The sequence below is a fragment of the Limibacter armeniacum genome (assembly GCF_036880985.1).
GTDB classification, from domain to species: domain Bacteria; phylum Bacteroidota; class Bacteroidia; order Cytophagales; family Flammeovirgaceae; genus Limibacter; species Limibacter armeniacum.
In genome coordinates this window covers 517,482-537,709 of record NZ_JBAJNO010000009.1, presented here as the reverse complement: position 1 = coordinate 537,709, position 20,228 = coordinate 517,482, and the positions used below count along the sequence as shown (strand labels likewise).

Sequence of the window (20,228 nt, the reverse complement as noted above, 5' to 3'; positions counted from 1 at the left end):
TAAGACTTGTTTTGTGTTGAGCTATCACATAAGAATTAGCTGTTGAATTCAGCTACATTGCTGGGGTTTATACTTCTGTAGGAAGCTATAAACTTTGCTAATGTTTTTTGGTCGTCAAACGCACTAATCCAGACGTAGCGATCTTTTTCGTAATCATACATATAGAGGTGGTATTTCCCATCTTTGCGGATTGTTCTAAACTCCTTTTTTCGGGACTGTAGGCATTTGGCGAAAAACATCACCAGCTGGACAAGTAGGATTCTTAGTTTCATAACTGAATTTAAATACCTTATCCATTAGGATTTAGGACATTTCTCAGTCAATATTTAAAATAGCAATACTAAAATTTGATTGTTTTTTATATCTTAAATAGATTTTTTTCAATACAGAACAATAACTAATTTTTTATGGAACTCATTAGAACTTTTCACCCTGTCGGTCAAGGAGCATTTTATTCGGAGAGAATTATTGATGGTAATAATGAATATAATGTTGTGTATGATTGTGGTAGTGATACAAAATTCAAGAATAAGGTTGAGCGAATTGAGGAATGGGTAAAGGATAAAGAAATTCACTTATTATGTATATCTCATTTAGATAATGATCATGTAAATTTAGTGAAATATTTGGTAAAACATTCCATTAAGATCCATAAAGTTATGATGCCTTTCATTAATAATGAGGAAAAGATACTCTTGATCAATAGAAATAGAATATTTAAAGAAGGGATGTCGTCACTTTTGAATAATCCTAGTAACTTTTTTGGAGAAAATGTGAAAATTTTATACATCGATAGATATGAAGATGTTAATGATAACAATACCACTGTTTTAGATTTAAGTGACAACAATTTAACAACAGAAGGAGTGTGGTCAAGTGGAAGTGAAATAATTATTAATCACATTTTGAAATGGAGGTACATTCCTTATAATTTTAAAAGAGAAGATAGACTTCAACAGTTTAAAAATCTATTAAATCACAACAATATTGATTACAATAAGTTATGCTCCGACAAGAAATACACTTTAAACTTATTAAAGCATGACTTGAAGAAGTTAAGAAATATATTTCGTCAAGTAGATGGTAATATTAACACAAATTCAATGTTGATATTTTCATTACCATCAAATTCTGGATTGTTTCAGAAATTGGAGATTCAACGAGATCAGATCATGTATACTTTAAAGTCACTCAAGGGATATACTGGTAGTGATGTGTACAATTATAAAATTAAATTTGCAATTAAAGAGATTTTAAACAAACCTGGTTGCATTTATACAGGTGATGCTAAAGTTGATATTAGTCATTATGATAAAATATTTAAAAAGTATCATAAGTTTATTGGGACAGTTCAAATTCCTCATCACGGAAGTAATAAAGATTTTTGCATTAAATTATTCAATAAACTATCTAATAATCAGTACCTTTTTTGTCCTGTTTCATTTGGTGAAAAAAACAAATACAATCACCCAACAAATAAAAATGTAAAATATGCGCTAGACATTTATTTCAAAAAAGAAAGGGTTGAAGTATTAAATTATGGAAATTTATCTAAAAAATTAATTGTAATTGGAGTTACAGAGAAAGAAGAGAGCACATGCATTCAAATATTTCAAAATAAAGCACAAGAAATAAAAGAGTTAATTAAATAGCGTCATTTGGTTAGGGTTCTCCGTCTGCTCCTTAGCCTCCTCCAGTTTCTTAAAGGCAGCACACTGGGTTGGTAGCTGCTTTTCGTAGCCAATCATCTTAGCGATGTCATCCGGAATGGTTGGCTGATTGATCATCATATCCATGGCCAGTTTTCCAATACACTCCTGTCCTTTGCGGACCAGCTCCTTACTTTCCTCAAATTGCGGCAGCTCATGATCTGGGTGGTGTGCTGTAAAGCACTTCTGGCACTTGAGGCAATTGTCTTCCATCCACATGGACATGTGGAAGGCACTGTCAAAGGGTTTTACACTGTCGAAGCGTTTCACTCCGTCAGACAATTGCTTGATGTAATTCAGGTTTTTTTCGATGTTGATAATCATGGTCGGCGATTATTTAATGGTACAAGTTGGGTAAAAGTCCAAGTTGCTCGGACGTTTCTGGGCGTATATGATAGCCTTCTTGATCTTGTCAATATTGGCATTGATATGCTTCATAAAGATGTGGTTCAGGCCACGGAATTTGGCAGTCAGCAGCTGCAGTCTGATTTCGGGCTCCAGATCGTTGAAGTTGCTTGGGATTACGCTGTGAAAGTCCAGCTTGTCTTGCTCGTTGTCTGGGCTGTAGTAAAACCAGTACTTATCCGATCCGTCGGTATGCTTGTCGTAGAAGTAGACCGCAATCTTGAAAAGTGAGTTTTTGGGATCGCCTGCAGGTGCACTGTTTGGCTGGAAGTTCAGCTGCTTTCTCCAGCACCAGAAAGCGTTGTAATCGTTATGGTGTGGGTAAATCTTTTTCCTGAAGTCCATTACCTTCAAGCCATTGTTTACCAGCTTGCTGATTACCTCATCACCTTTGGCATCGTTGTCCACATAGGCATCCGCTGTCTGGTACCATTGCTTGATAAATGCCAGTACTTCCTTGGTTAGGTTGTTGCCACTGTGCAGCACGATGGCATCAAAAGGCAGCGTTAGGGTGTCGGAATGCTCCAGTGCGGTCAGGAAGTCAAACATGCCTTCAAACAGCAGAATGTTTCCACCTCTTGTTTTTCCCTGAAAGAAAGAGGGTTTCTTCTTTCCGATATGGCTCTTGAAGTCGGTGCCGTTGGCATGGTTACGCAGCTCCCATCCACCAGTTGTTTTCATACCGATGGCAAAGTATGGGTAACCTTTTGGTGAAAACTTGCCATCCTGACGGTACTCCACACAGCGCAAATACTGGATGGCTATTTTTTCGGAGATGCCTCTGGAGGTGATGTACTCCATTAGCTTTGTTTTCTTTTCCACCGGCAATACTGCAGTGACTTGCCTGCGCTCGTCTTGGGCGAAATCGCCTTTCTCTGGCGCTGTGCCGGCAGCTGCTTTCTTTTCGGTATTGGGGTTGGCCTTTTCGGGTTTTTGGATCAGCTGCTGGGAGAGTTTGCTGATTGCCTCTTGCTTGCTGCAGGCTTCCAAGATTTCCACCAGCGTGATGATATCACCTTTGGCAGCATCGCCGCCACCGAAATCAATCCACTTGGTGCCGTCCATCGTTACGGCAAAACTCTTGTCATTGTCGCCCTCACGAATTGGAGAGTTGTAATACATCTGTTTTCCGTGCTTTTGGCCTTTCAAACCTTTTCCATTCAGGTATTCAATGATAGAGCATTGGCTCTTGATGTTCTCGATGATCGCCATTTCTTCTTTTTTTTTCAGCGGTTAATCATCGGAGGACGGGAACTTACACCTACTGTATATTACAGTTATATATATAGTTTATATAAGAGTAAATACCTTATATATAGTAAAGGTGGCCAAAATGGTTTTTGACCTCTTTTTTTAGGGTGTATGCAACAGCCCACCGAATTTAAGTTTCTTTTTTCGGGGTGCCGGATTCAGAGATCCGTATCCAGTTTTCACTGTGCTAGGGCGTGTTTTGCTTTCATCTGGGACTTTCCCCAGAACCCATCAGGACAACTGAATGATTATGTCAGTAGTTTGTATTATTCCTCCTTTTCGTCCTGATAGACGATCAGGTCCGGGTTAACCGAAATAATGGAGGAGAATTTCCTTTTGCGTCTGATCAGCAATGGATCAAGTTCTGTCTCCCTAAAAAATAGTCCTGCATCTGCGCAGCGGATAGCGTGCTCGTCAAAGCGTCTGGGCTTCTCATGGCCAAGGCAAGCTATGATCCAGGCACCGTTGGCTTTGAACCGTGGACAGATAAGCTCCTTGCCTTTAAAGGTCACCTTGCGGGGCATGGTCATTACACCTTGGCTGTCCTTTACATTGATCATGTACTCGTACATATCGTAGACCCATCTAGCAGTATTCATATGGGTAGCCTTGAGGGTATGTGCCTTGCACTCTTTAGTGCCGTACCACTCCCGCATCATTGCGTTGTATTTCTCCTGCGCCTCATATAAGTTCATGTATGTTTGCTGACGCAGCACTCGCAAACTTTTGCGGTTCCCGGTTGTGGTTTCTAATAGTTTTTCTTTTACTTGAGGATCAATTATATTTGTCATATAAGATTGATTTATAACCTCCACGAGCTTTGGTCGGCAAGCGTGGAGGTTTTTGTTATGCAATTTGTCCCGTCCTAGCATAGCGTTACACCAAAACTGTAACGTCATGGAAGAGAAGCAAGTAAATCAGGTTTATATAAAGCGAACTCAGAAGGATTATACAATGTCCTTCAAGCTTCAAGTGGTCGCTGAATTGGAAGAAGGCAAGCTCTCAGTACAGGGCGCTTGTGACAAATATGGTATTCAAGCCAAATCTACTGTTCGTGACTGGTTGCGAAAATTTGGTAACTTGGACTGGTCCAACAAACACCCCTTAAAAATGTCGAAAACCCCTGAGCAAAGAATATTGGAGCTGGAGCAAAAAGTCAAGCTGCTGGAACGTCAGAAGCAAACCCTAGAGAAGCAGGTAGAACGAGCTGACAAGAAGATCATTCTCTTTGATATGATGCTGGAGATGGCAGAGAAAGAATATAACATCCCGGTGCGAAAAAATATATCCCCCGAGTAATCGAGGGCAGCAACATTGAACACGGTTGGAGCAAGGTGGAATGTTGTGAGTTACTCGGGGTAAACAGGCAGTTTTATTACAGATATAAGCAGGAGCAAAAGAAGCGGGAAGCCCTAACGGTGAAGGTATTGGAGCTAGTGACGCAGGTACGCATGCGACAGCCTCGCTTGGGTGTGCGCAAACTGTACACCATCTTGGAACAGGAGTTAAGGACTCTTGATGTAGGAAGAGATCGGCTTTTCGATATCCTCAGGGCTCTAACCATATGCTGATAAAGCCTCGCAGAAGATATCACGTGACCACCAACTCACATCACCGTTTCCGTAAGCACAAGAACCTGACGCAACACTTGGAGGTAAAGCGCCCAGAGCAGCTTTGGGTGGCTGATATCACCTACATAGGCACAAGGCAAAACCCGATGTACCTGGCTTTGGTCACGGATGCTTATGCCAAAAAGGTTGTTGGCTATGATGTATCCAACAGCTTAAATGCCCAAGGGGCTATCCGGGCATTGAAAAGGGGACTCCTGCAACGGGAATACCCTGCAGAAGCCTTGATCCATCACTCCGATAGAGGGTTGCAATATTGTTGTGATGATTATCAAGAAATGCTGGACGACGCACAGGTAACCTGTAGCATGACTGAGAAGTATGATCCTTATCAAAATGCAGTAGCTGAACGCGTAAATGGCATCCTTAAGCAGGAGTTTATAAGAGGAATCCAAATCAATGATATCCAACTTATGAAGAAAATAATCAAGCAGAGTATAGACATCTACAACACGGAAAGACCCCATTTATCCTGCAGGATGAAAACGCCAGAATACATGCACCTGCAAAGAGAGATAAAGATTAAGACCTATAAAAAAGAAAACCCACCAGCACTTGAGCTAGTGGGATCCATATAAAGTTGTATCATTGTAAATCTGTAACGCTATTTCAGGACGTCACAATTAGTTTTTTCTGAATCCGAATTTAGAGACGAACTTGTGACAAGCCTCTTCGCTCTGTTGCATCAGCTCCAGAGCCTTCTCCAGCTGCTTTACGGACATATGTCCAAGTTTTGACTCAAATTGGTTGCGGGTAACCTTAATAAAATAATAAGATATTTGAGGTTGATGACTTTTGGAGTCATGATAGTGAAATTTCAATACAAAATATTGAAAATGAAGAACTAGACTCAGTCAATATTGTCTATAATGATAACCATGGTTCATCATGGATGAAGTTAATTAATGATACCCTATTTTTTGACAATACAACTTTCATTAGACGAGACCGATTGTTTAACAGGTTGTTAGTTGGAAAGTATGAACTTTATGACTCTGCAAACAATTTTTTAGAGGAATTAGAAATTAATGAGGATGGAAGCATTGATAATGGTAAATACATCAGCGACATCTCTATTTGTGACTATGTTAAAAATTGGAACTGGGTGGAATGGATGACTCCATTAATAGATAATGCGGATTTTGCCCGTGTTGCTCTAGTAAACAACAATATACTTACTATAACTTTGACTTAGTTAGAAATACTGATGGGTTCGATTTATACTATAGAAGAACATCAGCTTTTAGAATTATGATTTCAGAGGATCCAAATTTTGAAGAGATCAAAGGACTCCATTTTCGATTTAAGAAGAAATAACTACTGTATATTCGCTATGCTGGATAGTAAAGCTAGGCTAGCGAACAGTGATATTCGTGTAATTTTTAATAACTCTCTTTCAGTATAAAGAATTTACCGGCTCAAAAAAAGAGTGATTAAGCTGAGTTTTTGGGGCAAATTTCCTACTGTTCATAGGCAATTAAACACTGTAAAACAGCTTATAACATCCACTGTCCGTTTATTAAATTTTGGATTAGTCCTATATTGGGAAGGATCAAGTTTAAACAGAAGATAGTAAGGCTTTTTGTTGTTGTGAGCTATTGAAAAAAATAGCCTTAAACAGGAAAAAAAATAGATTAGAATGTAATGTATTGATAATTAGTTTATTACCGTGCTTGTGACTCTTTTCTGAGAAAAAAAATCAAATTTTTTAGTGTAGGGTAGGGGGAAAAGCGGGAAGCTATCGGTTATACTAATGTATAACACCCAACAATTAGCTATTTAAAGGGTGAATACAGATAATAAGCCTGTCCTTACCTGACAGGCTTTTTTTATTTCCCTTCACTTCTTAATCTTTAGATAAGCTATATTTGTGGGTTAGGCTTTAACAATAAACAACCAGATATTAAAAGAATGAGAGTGTACCTTTTTATTCTTGCTTTAATCCTTAAGACTCCTGTCTTATTTGGTCAAAGTAAGAGAGATTGTAAGCAGGTTCTGAAAAAAGAGATTTCCTTAAATGATGATTCTCAACAAAATGCTGATGAAATTCTGACCAATATAAAAATCCTTTTTAATTGTGAGTTTGATAGTGTAGATATTGAGGTGTTTACTTTCTCGCAGGGGTTTATTCCAATTATTACACAGTCGTTATTAACGTTGTCAGATATTCCTAAGGGTGAGGGTGAGGTATATACTTATAAAGATTTGCGGGATATCTTATTGGAGTATAAACAGAGTGAGAGTTACTCCTTTATTAAGGGCGTATTGAAGGCTGAACATGAAATTAGTCAAAAAACTGCAACATTATCAGATTGGGCTTATGATAGACAACTTATAGCACAACTTGGTTATGATGAGGGTGATATTAGTGATATTAAGACGATTGTAGAAAAAAATGAACATAAGCCTTACACAGAAATATTTGATATTTATGCTGGATTTTTGAAATCAAAAAAGGTCAGTGAAGGAGGGAGATGATCGTTAGGGAAATATTAAAGTCTATTCATTCTTAATCCTGAATTGGTTATAATGGAGATCATAACTACTTGAAATACATCGTAAAAAAGTCCCACTTAGGTTACTTCTAAGTGGGACTTTTTTGTGCTATCTCTTATTTAAGAGGAAGTATCTAATTACAGATAGCTGATAAAATTATTGATCGTAGTGCCAAGTCTTTTACCTGCGAGTAAACACCTCTTTTCTGATAACGTTTGCATGTCTTTAGTATACTGGTCTGGAAGGGATGGTGCTTCAGTTTTATCCGTAGAACCTTTAAGGTCTCCATTGAGGTGGACTTCTGCTACAGCATGGTCGAAGCTTTCGATACTCCATTTTCTAGGATTGTATTCTAAGCTGAAACCCGATATAGCTTGAGACTGATTTTGAGTAATTAAAGCAGATTGGTTCTTGATTTTTACAGCATCTTTGGTTTTACCTCGTCCTAATGCTCCATCCCAAAGTGCGTGTAGGTTGACGCTTGATGAACTTGGTTTAACATAGAAGCCGTTTCCACCTTTATCACCTTTAGGGTAGGAAGCATCAAAAATGGAACCGCAGTGCAGAGGTTGGTGTACATCCCCAATTAGGTGAATTAACCATGCCATATACATTGCTCTTGTCGCTTGATCTTGGGTGTTATCCTTAATCATCTCGGTGGAGTGGTCAATAGCCCATACAACGTTAGGTTCTACATTTCCATCTACTTGAGTTGTGTCATGGTGCGTCTCAAATTTTATTTTGTAAGTAATGTAGTGCCACTCAGGTCTGCTGTATTTTTTATTTGGATTGTTCCTGTTTTTGATTTCATCTGGCCATACACTGGCTCTCATCATTAAATACTGTCCAAGTTCAAGGTCATTTTTGATATTCTTATATTCTACTGCCCATTGGTCTTTATAGTCGGGGTGAGATTTAAGTAGTTCTGTCACTTGAATTTTTTGAATAGAGTCCAGCTGATTGTAGGCAATCGCTGCTACTGTCATATGTCCTTTTGCATTCCACGCAAAGATTGGGGTAGCCAATACCAGAAGCAGTATTGTTAGCAGATTTTTCTTCATTGGTTTAATTTTTTGTACGTCAAAAAGTAATTCAATTTTAAAATGTGAATCTAAAATATTTTTATGGTCAGCGATCATTTAATGGTAAAATTCATGTAATCGCAATCTGAAAAAATGAAGTATGAGGCATTTGTACTTTGTTGAATGCATTTTTCTGTCTGGTATTTTAAATGAGCAGGGGGCGCATCGAAAATCCCTATCCCTATTCCACTTCAATATTTTTTTATAGGTTCAAGATTCGAGACTGCTTTCCGTGTATTGCCACCTCCCAATTCCAAATTGCAACACCAGATTTTTTCACCGCAGATGAGGGTGGTTTTTATTTTATATGTTCCATTTCCATCTCATCAAAAAAAAAGACCCAAGTGGGTCTTTCAATTTACTTTAAGTAAAGATAGAAGATCGTGTTTTGGGTATTGCTTTAGGCAATATTTTTCAGCTCAGGTTCAGCAGCACAGGTTTCAATCATTGAAACGGCTGTTCTTATTTTTTCATGTAAGAAATAAGGTTGAGTAATCGGCTTTCTACAAATTATTTTCATTCCATAGTACTGAAATGCCTGTAATTTATAGCGATAGTCCATCCAGTAAATTTTGTGCTGACGACCTGCAAACGGGTGCTGGCTCAATTTCCTGTAAAACCTTTTTATGACAGAAATCTTGTTGGTCGCCAACCTGCTCTTGCCAGAGCATAGCCTGTTATTAATTGAGAGGCATTTCATTGAGCGATAGCCCCGTATCTCCCACCTGCCTGTCCTTAGTTCCACTCTAAATCTAAAGTTTGGAAGTCCTTGCCGAGCTGCTGGAAGCGTTGCAAAAAAAGCCAGCATAGGGCTATGGTATTGTTTTTCCCTCTTTTGGCGTACCAGTTTGGGGTATTTGTGCGTGAGATGGATGTCTTTGCATCTTCCTTTCTGGTTTTGATTGGCTACATATCGTCTGATCTCTTTTTTCTGTTCAGCCATTGAGGCTGAATATTTTCCGTCAGCCAATTTATTACGAGAGATCTCCCGACTAACCGTTGCCTTATGTACACCAAGTTGCTGGGCTATTTCCGTTTGGGAAAAACCTTTGGCAAGAAGTGTTTCGATTTGTTGGCGCTGTGAAAAATTCAGTTGGGACATTATATATGGTTAGCTGGCTGCGTATCGGTAATTGATAAAAAAATATAAGTGATCTGAGGGGAGGAGCAAAATAACTTAGCCAACGCTTCAAGTAAGGAATAGTCCGAATATAGGCATGCCTACAATAAATTGGCTGCACATTTTCCTGGTTATGTTCCGAAAGGTAAATGATGACCATTTTGATAAAACACTAAAAATAAGAAAAGGCCAACCCTTTCGGGTTGACCTCTCTGACATGATTGAAGAACTACTATTAATTCTTCGCGATGGTTTTATTTTTAGGATAGATCAAGTCAAATCTATCAAGCTTCATCACTTTGTCCCATGCTGCAACGAAGTCTTTTACAAACTTCTCTTTCGCATCGTCGCTGGCATAAACTTCAGCCAAAGCTCTCAGTTCTGAGTTTGAACCGAAGATCAGGTCAGCACGAGTTGCTGTATATTTTAGTTCACCTGAAGTTCTGTCTCTTCCTTCAAATGCTTCTTTTGAATCATCAGCAGCTTTCCACTCAGTGCTCATGTCCAACAGATTTACAAAGAAGTCATTAGACAGTTTGTCTTTGTTGTCAGTGAAGATACCCTCTTTAGAGCCATTGTAGTTAGCACCCAATGACCTCATACCGCCTACCAGTACGGTCATTTCAGGAGCAGTCAGCGTCAGCAGTTGCGCCTTGTCAACCAACAGTTCCTCTGTAGGGATTGTATAACGTGTCTTCAGGTAGTTACGGAAACCGTCAGCCATTGGCTCAAGCAGACCGAAAGACGCTACATCTGTTTGCTCTTGTGTAGCATCCATACGACCAGGTACGAATGGGATTGCAACAGGGTAACCTGCGTTGGCTGCCGCTTTCTCAACAGCTGCATCACCTGCCAGTACAATCAGGTCAGCAATAGATACTTTCTTCGAACCTGATTTTGCGTTGAAGTCAGCCTGAATTTTCTCCAGTACACCCAACACTTTCGCCAGTTGTGCAGGATTGTTTACTTCCCAGTCTTTCTGTGGAGCCAGACGGATTCTTGCACCGTTAGCACCACCTCTTCTGTCAGAACCACGGTAAGTAGAAGCCGAAGCCCAAGCAGTAGAAACCATTTCGCTGATAGACAAATCTGATTTCAGGATTGTTGATTTCAGTGCTGCGATGTCGTTTTTGTTAATCAGCTGGTGATCAACCGCTGGGATTGGATCTTGCCAGATCAGATTCTCTGAAGGAGCCTCTGGGCCAAGGTAAGTACTGTTTGGTCCCATATCCCTGTGAGTCAGCTTAAACCAAGCACGTGCAAAAGCATCATCAAATGACTTAGGATTCTCGTAGAAGTTTCTTGCAATCTTTTCGAATCCTGGGTCAAACCTCAGCGACAAGTCTGTTGTAAACATCGTAGGCTTGTGCTTTTTGTCTTTGTCAAATGCATCCGGAACCAGCATCTTAGGTTCGCCTTTCGCTACCCACTGGTGTGCACCTGCAGGGCTCTTCGTCAGTTCCCATTCGTTCTCGAACAAGCTGTAGAAGAACATATGGCTCCATTGTGTAGGTGTAGGTGTCCAAGTTACCTCAAGTCCTGAAGTGATCGCATCCGCACCTTTACCTGATTTGTAATCACTCTTCCATCCGAAACCTTGCTCCTCAATGCTTGCCGCCTCAGGATCAGGACCTACGTGTGTAGCAGGACCAGCACCGTGTGCCTTACCCAAAGTGTGACCACCTGCAATCAGGGCTACTGTTTCCTCATCGTTCATACCCATTCTACCGAAAGTGTCACGGATATCTTTTGCAGCCAACAGCGGATCAGGGTTACCGTTAGGTCCTTCTGGGTTTACATAGATCAGCCCCATCTGAACTGCTGCCAACGGACTTTCCAGCTTAGTGCGGTCTTCAGAGTAACGCTCGTCATCCAACCACTTTTTCTCAGAACCCCAGTACACGTCCATCTCAGGTTCCCAAACATCTTCTCTACCACCTGCAAAACCAAATGTCTTGAAGCCCATGTCTTCCAGTGCTACGTTACCTGTCAGCACCATCAAGTCAGCCCATGAGATCTTCTTACCATATTTTTGTTTGATTGGCCAAAGCAAACGTCTAGCCTTGTCAAGGTTTGCGTTATCAGGCCAGCTGTTCAATGGCGCAAAACGCTGCTGTCCTGCACGTGAACCACCACGGCCATCTGCTGTACGATAAGTACCCGCACTGTGCCATGCCATTCTGATAAACAAACCACCGTAGTGACCGAAGTCAGCAGGCCACCAGTCCTGTGATTCTGTCAATACTTTTCTAATATCTTCTTTAAGTGTATAGTAGTCTAGGCTATTGAACTCCTTGATATAGTCGAAATTCTCGTTCATAGGATCCGACAGAGTAGAGTTCTGGCGCAGAATGCTCAGGTTAATTTGGTTAGGCCACCAGTGCATGTTGCTGGTTGCCTTCATATTAGATAGACTCTTTTTTGTAGCACCTGAAGTGCTATCCATCTTTGCTTCTGCTACTTGGTCGCTGTTCTTCTGGCATGCTGTGGTGAAGGCACCTGCAGCTACTAACCAGCTGAATAACATTATCTTTTTCATAATTTTATAAATTTTATCTATTAAGATTATGTTGCAAGTATACAGACTTAATCGGTTGGGTGTCTATCGAATGTTTTGATGTTGATATTGATAATTTCAATTAGCATCATTGTCAGGCTCTATTTATAGTGATCAAGTTATTTGAATCTTTAATCGATAGAGGCTTTAAAGGTTGATGATTGATTAAGTATTTATCAATGTTAGAGTATTCAATAGTCATTGCGAATAACAATCAATAACTGTCAGGTGGAATCCATAGAGTAAAGAAGAGAATGTATGAGAGGTGATGTGTGATGGTTATGGGTTTGATATTCATAAAATTAAATTGATATTTATCCTTATACCGATATTGGTTTTAACCTTTCAGCTTATTTATTAAGTGAGTAGAGACAAAACATTTTAACTAAAACCAAACCTTAAACTTTAATTGCCCAAACCAATTATGAAAGTTGCAGCCCTATATGATATCCATGCCAATCCTTTTGCTCTTGATGCAGTCTTGAAAGATGTTGTCTCATATGGTGTAGATCTGATTTTAGTTGGAGGAGATGTAGTGTCAGGACCTATGGGAAAAGAAACTTTGTCATTGTTACAATCCTTTCCATTGCCCAAAAAGTATATTTTAGGCAATGCTGAGTCAGAGGTTTTAAGATGCCTGAAAGGAGAAAAAATAAATGGGTTATCCGAAAGGGCAGACGAAGAAGCAAGGTGGGTAACAGGACAACTGACCGCAAAACAGCAAAATGAAATAGGTAAGTGGCCTAAAACATGTGAATTAGAATTGGAGGGAATAGGGAAAGTGCTCTTTTGTCATGGGACACCAAGAAGTGACGTAGAAGTATTTACAAAGTTGACTTCTGAAGAAAAGTTACGATCACTCTTTGAGTTTTTAACTGTGCCTTTGGTGATTTGTGGGCATACCCATATGCAGTTTGAAAGAAAAGTAGGGGGTGTGCAAGTGGTGAATGCAGGTAGTGTAGGTATGCCATTTGGAAAAACAGGAGCTGATTGGTTATTACTGGATAAAGGGGTTCATTTTATGCATACAGATTATGATTTGGAATATGCAGCTGACCTGATTATGAAATCTGACTACCCTTATGCTGAAAGCTTTGCCTTAAATAATGTACTGAAAGTACCGTCTGAAGAAAATGCACTTAAAATGTTATCTGCAATGGAATTACAACAACAGGTTGATGGGTGATTTTTAATAATTGATATATTTACATTGTTGATAGTTAATCCATTATAAGTGATTTGATTTAAGGATACCCATGAAAAAAGCAGCATTACTGATCCTGAACTTGGAAGAAATCAGAAGAAGGAGTAAGCTATTGTGGAGTGGCTTGCCTGAAGAATTTTATTTCTGGAAACCTGACCCAGAGGCAATGACCGCAATTGAAATCATAAGACATGTATTGGGTGCCGATTATGGTTGGGATGTTATTATTACTAATAATGGAGATATGACTGACTTTCAATCGCCATGGGAAGGTCGTCCTTATATAAGCTTGGCTGATGAGCTTGAATTTGCAGCACCATACCGACAAGCATTTCTTGAGCGGATAAATGGGTTTTCTGATGCAGCATTGGAAACTACAGAAATCATCCACCCAGGCAATGGGCAGAAAAGAAAGCTGGAAGACTACCTGTTGAGAATTGGTTATCACGAATCTGTCCATGCTGGGCAATTCATTTCTTACCTGAGGGCAATAGGAGTAGCGCGTCCTTTTATTTGGGATTGATAAATTAGGTTATATTAAAGTGTTTTTCAGAACTGATCTAGTAAAGCATAATATTATGAATTTTAATTCCATCAGGGCTTTTATAGGAGCAAAAGACTTTAACGAATCAAGGGCTTTTTATCGTCAAATGGGGTTTGAAGAGCTTGAGATTGACTCAAAAATGAGCTATTTCAAGATCAGTAAACAAATCGGTTTTTATTTACAGGACTATTATATCAAGGAGTGGGTTGATAATTCGATGCTATTTTTGGAGGTCGACGATTTGGATCTTTACCTACAGGAGATCTTGGACAAAGAGCTTTCAAAAAAGTATAGGCTAGTCAAGGTGTCCGAAATAAGAGACAATGATTGGGGTAGAGAGTTTTTTATGTATGACCCATCAGGAGTGTTATGGCATATTGGCGAATTCAAAAATGCATCCGAATAAGAGGAAAATAGCATTTAATCAATAGCACTTATTTTGGATATTCTTCATGTGAATTTCTTCTTTGAGAGACAGTGTTGAGCACTGGTTCTTTCCTGCCATCCATTTGCCTGCTTTTTTTATTCTTCCAGTTACGCTTTTCGCAAACTATTTGCTTAAATACTTAATGTTGATTTATATTAACAAGCGTAATTGTTACATTTTGCTTTTGACTTTGGAATAAAAGCCATTTATGATGGTAATATTCTGATAGTCAATTATATATTAAAATGCTTTCAAAAATGGAACAATGGTAGTCTTTGGATGGTATTTTGATGAACCAAGTATTTCTCCATTCGACCCGAAAGTTTTTTAAAACTTTTTGGTTTAAACAACTGCTGACAGAACCATTAGTGTAAAGCTAACACACAACAGTACTTTTACTTTTAACTATTGCTGTTGAATTACAGCCTGTTAATAGAACTACGACTTATATAATTTCTACGCCTTATGGTAGAGTCACCTCAAAACAGCGGACATAATGAAGCTTTCCTCGAAATTGATGGGAAGCGAGAGACGAAATATGATTCAGTTAGTGACAGCAAAATTTGGAAAGCATTTAGGGAAGGGGATGATACTGCATTTGTACACATCTATAATACGTATGTCAATCAACTTTTCAACTATGGTATAAGGTTTACACAGGACAGGGATCTGGTTAAGGATTGCCTACAGGACTTTTTTATTTATTTGAGAAATAGCCGAAGTCGTTTAGGCGATACAAATGCCATTAAACTCTACCTGTACAAAGCATTTCGTAGAAGGTTGGTCGATTACCTGACTTCAATCCAGAAAGCACAAGCTAAAAATGAAACGGCATTTGCCTTTGAACTGCAATCGGAAACTTCACATGAAGTGAAACTGATTGACAGCCAATTGAAAGAGAGTCAGTTGTCAAGACTGAACGAGGTGCTGAAATCCCTATCAGAAAGAGAACGTGAAGTGATCTATTATTTTTATTACGAGGGACTTAGTTATCAGGAGATAGCAGAAATCTTTGGTTTTACACATACCTCCTCTGCAAGAAGACTTCTTTACAATACACTTAGTAACCTTAAAGACTTAATAGGGCCATTATTTATGATTTGGCTGTTGTTAAATTTTTTTAAAGTAAATGTGTAGTGTGTGGTGAATTTATCAACAAGGAAGGTGTTTTTTTGATGAAAGTGTAAAAATGTAAAATTTACTGTTTTTTTCTGGTATCATTTTTCAAACTCCCCCCTTATATAAGTAGAAGCTGATAAAACTGTGAAAGATCAAGACAAAGATATAGTACTGACGTTACTGTCCGATGAAAGATTTAAGGACTGGGTAATGGTGCCATCAAGCGAGACAGACGCTTATTGGCAAGAGTGGATGTATGCGGAACCTAACCGAAAAGAGGCAGTAGCTCAAGCGAAGTCTATTGTGAAAGGTATTCGGTTTGAGGAAGCGTATCTGGAGACAACTGAAATTGAATCCATGCTTTCAAATATTATGGATGAAAGGCATCAGGAGTCAGGACGATTTAAGGTAGAGCGGACGAGAAACTGGAATTCGGTTTATAGAGGAATTGCAGCGGCAGTTGTCATCTTAATTGCAGCGACATTGGTATTTACTGATGCGTTTAACAACGTGGAGTCAATCTTCTTGAATGGAAATGAGGTCACTTTACATGAAGTGTCAAACCCTAAAGGAATGCGTTCCAAAGTGACATTGCCTGATGGCAGTATTGTGAGCCTGAATGCGAATAGTGTGCTTAAATACCCTGAGCAATTCTCGGATAAGCAACGTATTGTGGAGTTGAGTGGTGAAGCATTCTTTGATGTTGTCAAGAATCCCGATAAGCCATTCATTGTCAGGACGAACAAACTTGAAACGGTTGTGTTGGGTACAAGCTTTAATGTCAGGTACTTCGACGATGAGGAAGCCATAAATGTAGCATTGGTAAGCGGAAAAGTGAATGTGGTAGAGAGAACAGAGGGTAAGTCGAAACAGCAAATACTACTTCCGGGGGAGAAACTGGTGTATGATAAGGCAGGGAAGTCATTTAGCAAAGGGACTTTTGACTATGATGAAGAAGTAGGCTGGAAAGATGGCGTGTTGGCATTTAAGGATGCTGACTTCCAAAGTGTGATCAATCAGTTGGAGCTGTGGTATGGGGTGGAGATCAAAGTACTAGGAGTACCGTCTTCTGAGTGGAAAGTCAATGGAAAGTTTGATAAGGAAAGTGTTGAGGAAGTGTTGGTTGGCTTACAGTTTACCTATGGTATCAACTATCAGATTGATGGAAATAATATTACCGTTAGCTGTAATTGAAATAAAGTATTTAGCTGAGGACTAAAAAGAAAAAACGGAGGATTTTGGCGAATCTTCCGTTTCTCAAAACCCTTTTGTGCCAGAAAATTGTCAATTGCAGATCTGGACAATCACTACTGACATTGTAAAGGCACAGGGTAAGTGTTAATCAATAATCAACAAAATTATGAAAAAAAACTCACAACTTTTTTACCACACCTGTAAAAATATCCTTTATGGTATTTTGATACAGGTTGTTGTGGTAGGCTTTGTGCTGGCTCATGATGGAGAATCTTCGGGCGGGGATGATGCTGACTCACTGAGTCTGAAAAAGGTATCTATTCAGATGAGGGTGACGGACGCTACTTTAACAGAAGTTTTTCAGGAAGTGGAGCAGAAGTCAGAATTCAAATTTTTCTACGACAAGAAGATTGTGAATTCAGATACCAAATACACTTTTAACAAGGACATTACCCTTTATGAACTGATGCTTCAACTGTCAGAGCAATCTAACTTGAACTTCAAGAGGGTCAATAAGAATATCAACGTCAAGAAAAGCGAAACCTTTAAATCTGTACCTGTTCAGGAGATCAATATCTCAGGGAAGGTTACTTCTGACGAAAACCCAGAAGGGATTCCCGGAGTCAATGTAGTGATAAAGGGAACAACCAAAGGAACGGTGACGGATTATGAAGGCAACTTTAAAATAGCAGTTCCTTCACAGGAAACTATATTGGTTTTTAGTTCAATTGGTTACTTGCCGAAAGAGGTGACTGTTGGGACACAAACTACACTCAATGTGGCTATGGAGTTGGATGTGACGGCTTTGGAAGAGATTGTAGTAGTGGGTTATGGTCAACAGAAAAAAGCAGACCTGACAGGTGCGGTTTCTGTGGTCAAGACAGAGGATCTTCAGAAAAGACAAGCAACAACAGTGGCAGAGGCCATGCAAGGTTTGGCAACAGGTGTTACTGTCAGAGGTGGCGGACTTCCTGGTTCTGAAGCACAAATACAGATCAGGGGTATCAGTAACTTCTCAGGTAACAACCCGCTGTATGTAATCGATGGGATGATTACAACCGCAAACAGGGATTTTAACCCAAATGATATTGAATCTATTCAGGTACTTAAGGATGCTTCTGCTGCTGCGATCTACGGTTCAAGAGCTGCCAATGGGGTAATCATCATTACTACGAAAAAAGGTAAGGAAGGTCCGATGAAGATCAACTTCAGTGGCAAAACAGGCTTCCAGACCATCCCGAGGTATGATTTGGCAGGAAGGGATGAGTATATTCGTATCAATGACATGGCTTATGACAATGCGGGCGTACCTCGTCAGGACCATGACTTGAACAATGATACAGACTGGCAGGATGAGACTTTCAGAACAGGAAATATCCATGATTACAACCTGACTTTTTCAGGAGGTAGTGAGAATGGTAATTACCTGATTTCAGGTAACTATTTTAAGAATAAAGGTACGGTGATCAGTACCGGTTTTGATCGTTATAGCATCAGGGTAAATACGCAGGCAAAGAGAGGTATCTTCAGCATAGGAGAGAATGTAGCGATTACAAACTCGACGAGTGATGAGATGTCAGGCAACCCAATAATGGATGTAGTTCGCTTGATGCCTACCATCCCGGTTTATGATGAGAACAACCCTGGTGGGTTCGGTTATGGCAATGAGGCAAGAGCCAGAACGTTTGCAACTAACCCATTGGCAATTGCTGAATTTGATGATAGGTTGAACCAAAATTTCAGGGTAAGAGGTAACGTTTGGTCTGAATTGCAATTCTTGCCATCATTGAAGTACCGTGCAAACTTCGGTTATGAAACAAGTAATGACCATTACCTGTACTTGCGCAAGGAAGGTAACTGGACGCTTAACCAGCCATATACACCTTCACTAGCGATTGAGAACAGGGCAAGATCAGCGGTGATGCTAGTGGAAAACACTGTCAGCTTCAATAAGACTTTTGGTAATCACAATCTTGAAGCCTTGGTAGGTCAGACTTATCAGGAAGACCAGTATTCGAGGATAGAGGGTAGAAAGCGAAACCTGCCTAAGAATCCAACTACTGGAGAGTATTATACAGTATTGGACCAAGGTGATCAGGCTGTGGTAACCGGTTTTGAGCAAAAAGCCGTACTCCTTTCTTATTTGGGTAGAATCAACTACAACTATGCTGGCAAATACTTCTTCAATGCAGTGGTAAGACGTGATGGTACTTCAAGACTAAGCCCTGATAACAGGTGGTCCAATTTCCCATCTGTAGCAGTTGGATGGAGAGTAAGCGAAGAGCCTTTCTTTAATGTAGAGGCGATCAGCAACCTGAAGCTTCGTGCCAACTACGGTACTTTGGGTAGCAGCAACATCGGTTTCTGGGACTACCAGCAGAATATCAATACTTTCCCAACTATCGTCATTGGTAAAGATCAGCATGTAGAGGCAGGAGCGACCAACGTTCGTCTTTCAAACAATAACTTGAAGTGGGAGCGATTGCAGCAACAGAACTTCGGTTTGGACTTGGGACTTTTTGAAGATAAGCTGACAGCGACAGCAGAGTACTATATCTCTAAGACGGATGGTGTACTGACTGAAGCGCCAATTGCGATGACAACCGGAAATGATGGAGGTAACCCAGTGGTAAACGCAGCCTCAATTTCCAATTCAGGTTTTGAATTCTCCCTGTCCCTGAGAGGTGCTGAGAAGAAACTGAAATACAATGCTTCATTGAACCTGACCACCATCAAGAACAAGGTGTTGGATTTGGGATATGGTAGAAACGATATCTATGTAGGAAATACGGTAACAACAGTAGGCAACCCAATCGGCATGTGGTATATGCTAGAGACGGATGGTATTTTCCAGAGTGAGGCAGAAGTAAGCGCACACAAAAGCAAGGACGAAACAATCATTCAGCCAGATGCCAAGCCGGGAGATATTCGTTATGTGGATCACAATGGAGACGGTCGTATCACGAATGATGACAAGGTGGTATTGGGTAACCCTTGGGCAGATGTTGAGCTGGGGCTAAATCTGAATATGTCTTACTCAAACTTTGAGTTCACCATGAACTGGTTCAGCTCACTGGGTGCAACAGTCTATAACGGTCCGATGAGTGTAATGGGCAGATTTGATGACAACTCCAACTACCCGACAGGCATCCAGCCTTGGACACCAGAAAGCCCTAATACAGACGTGCCACGTGCTTACTACGGAACCACACTGAACTCAAGAGCCGATACGGACAGATGGTTGGAAGATGGTAGCTTTGCCCGTTTGAAATTCATCAGCTTGACTTACCATATGCCAGCATCATTTGCCAACAAGATTGGTGTAGAGAATGCTTCTGTATCGTTGTCTGCACAGAACCTGATCACCCTGACTAAATACAAAGGACTTGATCCTGAGTTTTTGGGACCATCCATCTATGAAAGAGGTTTGGACTTGGGCGCATTCCCTAACCTGAAAACTGTATCAGTAGGCTTGAACTTTGGATTTTAATT

The 20,228-nt window shown here is 40.0% G+C and carries 18 protein-coding genes; 11 read left to right on the top strand and 7 right to left on the bottom strand.

Going from position 1 to position 20,228, the window contains the following annotated elements; translation table 11 throughout:
* Positions 1-35 precede the first annotated feature (35 nt).
* The gene (locus tag V6R21_RS19845) at positions 36-272 is read right to left on the bottom strand and encodes a hypothetical protein (RefSeq protein WP_334245299.1); all 237 of its coding nucleotides are present in this window, start codon (positions 270-272) and stop codon (positions 36-38) included.
* A 135-nt stretch (positions 273-407) separates the two neighbouring features.
* Here V6R21_RS19845 and V6R21_RS19840 point away from each other — a divergent pair, with 135 nt between their 5' ends.
* Positions 408-1,652: an MBL fold metallo-hydrolase gene (locus V6R21_RS19840; RefSeq protein ID WP_334245298.1), complete on the top strand. Its 1,245-nt coding sequence runs from the start codon at positions 408-410 to the stop codon at positions 1,650-1,652.
* On the opposite strand, the gene V6R21_RS19835 is transcribed toward V6R21_RS19840, so the two are convergent.
* The 3 genes from V6R21_RS19835 to V6R21_RS19825 all read right to left on the bottom strand — a co-directional run bounded on the left by V6R21_RS19835 (position 1,641) and on the right by V6R21_RS19825 (position 4,156).
* On the bottom strand, positions 1,641-2,033 hold the full coding sequence (locus V6R21_RS19835; RefSeq protein WP_334245297.1) for a hypothetical protein: 393 nt from the start codon (positions 2,031-2,033) through the stop codon (positions 1,641-1,643). The genes V6R21_RS19840 and V6R21_RS19835 overlap by 12 nt on opposite strands.
* Before the next feature lie 9 nt (positions 2,034-2,042).
* On the bottom strand, positions 2,043-3,326 hold the full coding sequence (locus V6R21_RS19830) for a toprim domain-containing protein (protein ID WP_334245296.1): 1,284 nt from the start codon (positions 3,324-3,326) through the stop codon (positions 2,043-2,045).
* 305 nt (positions 3,327-3,631) lie between these two features.
* Positions 3,632-4,156, bottom strand: coding sequence for a hypothetical protein (locus tag V6R21_RS19825; RefSeq protein ID WP_334245295.1), 525 nt, complete (start codon positions 4,154-4,156; stop codon positions 3,632-3,634).
* 106 nt (positions 4,157-4,262) lie between these two features.
* On the opposite strand from V6R21_RS19825, the gene V6R21_RS19820 reads away from it, so the two are divergent.
* The 4 genes from V6R21_RS19820 to V6R21_RS19805 all read left to right on the top strand — a co-directional run bounded on the left by V6R21_RS19820 (position 4,263) and on the right by V6R21_RS19805 (position 7,471).
* Entirely contained in the window at positions 4,263-4,664 is a 402-nt protein-coding gene (locus tag V6R21_RS19820) for a transposase (protein ID WP_334245294.1), read from the top strand.
* A 265-nt stretch (positions 4,665-4,929) separates the two neighbouring features.
* Positions 4,930-5,571: an IS3 family transposase gene (locus V6R21_RS19815; RefSeq protein WP_334245293.1), complete on the top strand. Its 642-nt coding sequence runs from the start codon at positions 4,930-4,932 to the stop codon at positions 5,569-5,571.
* A gap of 314 nt (positions 5,572-5,885) precedes the next feature.
* Positions 5,886-6,188: a hypothetical protein gene (locus V6R21_RS19810; protein WP_334245292.1), complete on the top strand. Its 303-nt coding sequence runs from the start codon at positions 5,886-5,888 to the stop codon at positions 6,186-6,188.
* A 716-nt stretch (positions 6,189-6,904) separates the two neighbouring features.
* Positions 6,905-7,471: a hypothetical protein gene (locus V6R21_RS19805; RefSeq protein ID WP_334245291.1), complete on the top strand. Its 567-nt coding sequence runs from the start codon at positions 6,905-6,907 to the stop codon at positions 7,469-7,471.
* A 155-nt stretch (positions 7,472-7,626) separates the two neighbouring features.
* Here V6R21_RS19805 and V6R21_RS19800 read toward each other — a convergent pair whose 3' ends face one another.
* The 3 genes from V6R21_RS19800 to katG form a co-directional block, all read right to left on the bottom strand.
* The gene (locus tag V6R21_RS19800) at positions 7,627-8,550 is read right to left on the bottom strand and encodes a S1/P1 nuclease (protein ID WP_334245290.1); all 924 of its coding nucleotides are present in this window, start codon (positions 8,548-8,550) and stop codon (positions 7,627-7,629) included.
* Between the two features lie 421 nt (positions 8,551-8,971).
* Complete coding sequence (locus V6R21_RS19795; RefSeq protein WP_334245289.1) at positions 8,972-9,673, bottom strand: helix-turn-helix domain-containing protein; 702 nt, start codon at positions 9,671-9,673, stop codon at positions 8,972-8,974.
* 253 nt (positions 9,674-9,926) lie between these two features.
* Positions 9,927-12,230, bottom strand: a complete 2,304-nt coding sequence (gene katG / locus V6R21_RS19790; RefSeq protein ID WP_334245288.1) for a catalase/peroxidase HPI — start codon at positions 12,228-12,230, stop codon at positions 9,927-9,929.
* Positions 12,231-12,672: 442 nt separating this feature from the next.
* Here katG and V6R21_RS19785 point away from each other — a divergent pair, with 442 nt between their 5' ends.
* From V6R21_RS19785 to V6R21_RS19760, 6 genes are all read left to right on the top strand, one after another.
* Positions 12,673-13,434 (top strand): metallophosphoesterase family protein, encoded by a 762-nt coding sequence (locus V6R21_RS19785; RefSeq protein WP_334245287.1) that lies wholly within the window; start codon positions 12,673-12,675, stop codon positions 13,432-13,434.
* Between the two features lie 70 nt (positions 13,435-13,504).
* Positions 13,505-13,975, top strand: a complete 471-nt coding sequence (locus tag V6R21_RS19780) for a DinB family protein (protein WP_334245286.1) — start codon at positions 13,505-13,507, stop codon at positions 13,973-13,975.
* Positions 13,976-14,030: 55 nt separating this feature from the next.
* Positions 14,031-14,402 carry a VOC family protein gene (locus V6R21_RS19775; protein ID WP_334245285.1) on the top strand — a complete coding sequence of 124 codons (372 nt, stop codon included), beginning with the start codon at positions 14,031-14,033 and terminating at the stop codon, positions 14,400-14,402.
* A gap of 486 nt (positions 14,403-14,888) precedes the next feature.
* Positions 14,889-15,560 carry an RNA polymerase sigma factor gene (locus V6R21_RS19770; RefSeq protein WP_334245284.1) on the top strand — a complete coding sequence of 224 codons (672 nt, stop codon included), beginning with the start codon at positions 14,889-14,891 and terminating at the stop codon, positions 15,558-15,560.
* A 126-nt stretch (positions 15,561-15,686) separates the two neighbouring features.
* A complete protein-coding gene (locus tag V6R21_RS19765) occupies positions 15,687-16,736 on the top strand; it encodes a FecR family protein (protein ID WP_334245283.1) in 1,050 nt (349 codons plus the stop codon).
* 166 nt (positions 16,737-16,902) lie between these two features.
* Complete coding sequence (locus tag V6R21_RS19760) at positions 16,903-20,226, top strand: SusC/RagA family TonB-linked outer membrane protein (protein WP_334245282.1); 3,324 nt, start codon at positions 16,903-16,905, stop codon at positions 20,224-20,226.
* The last annotated feature ends 2 nt before the right edge of the window (positions 20,227-20,228 follow it).